General features: G+C 54.4%; 1 rRNA gene. It reads right to left on the reverse strand.

Going from position 1 to position 537, the window contains the following annotated elements:
- A 23S ribosomal RNA gene (locus tag N5098_RS15100) occupies window positions 1-273 on the reverse strand; the annotation flags it as partial.
- Between the last annotated feature and the right edge of the window lie 264 nt (window positions 274-537).

The raw sequence follows: 537 nt of genomic DNA on the forward strand, positions 1-537 counted from the left end.
TACACCACATTGCCCGAAGGCTTCGGTTTGAGCTGTGTCGCGTTTACCCGCAGTTACTAACGACATCACATTGCGTTTTCTCTTCCTGCCCTTACTAAGATGTTTCAGTTCGGGGCGTTCCCCATTGCGCGAAGCAATTGCGGTGGGGATTCCCATTCGGAAATCTCTGGTTCTTCACTTCCGTGCAGCTCCCCAGAGCTTTTCGCAGCTTGGCACGTCCTTCATCGGCTTTCGAGCCGAGCTATTCACCAGATGGCATAGTAGCCATTGGTGTGAATCTCCTACCGGAGATTCACGGTGTGAGTCCCGGTGGGGACTCACGAGTATGTGTGAACTCAAAAGAGTTCACAGCGTCAATTGAACTCGGTGAAACGAGTCCAGTGGACGCCTGGATCGCACGTACACACAGTTTCATTTGCACGCCCAGTGGTCGGGGTGCGTGCATCAACCCTTCCCATCCGCGTTCACACGGGATGGTGCATCGGTCTGCCGTACACGAGTCGAGTGGTTAGCCCCACTTAAGGGGCACGCATTCGA

The organism is Halovenus rubra (assembly GCF_026586665.1).
Taxonomy (GTDB): Archaea; Halobacteriota; Halobacteria; order Halobacteriales; family Haloarculaceae; genus Halovenus; species Halovenus rubra.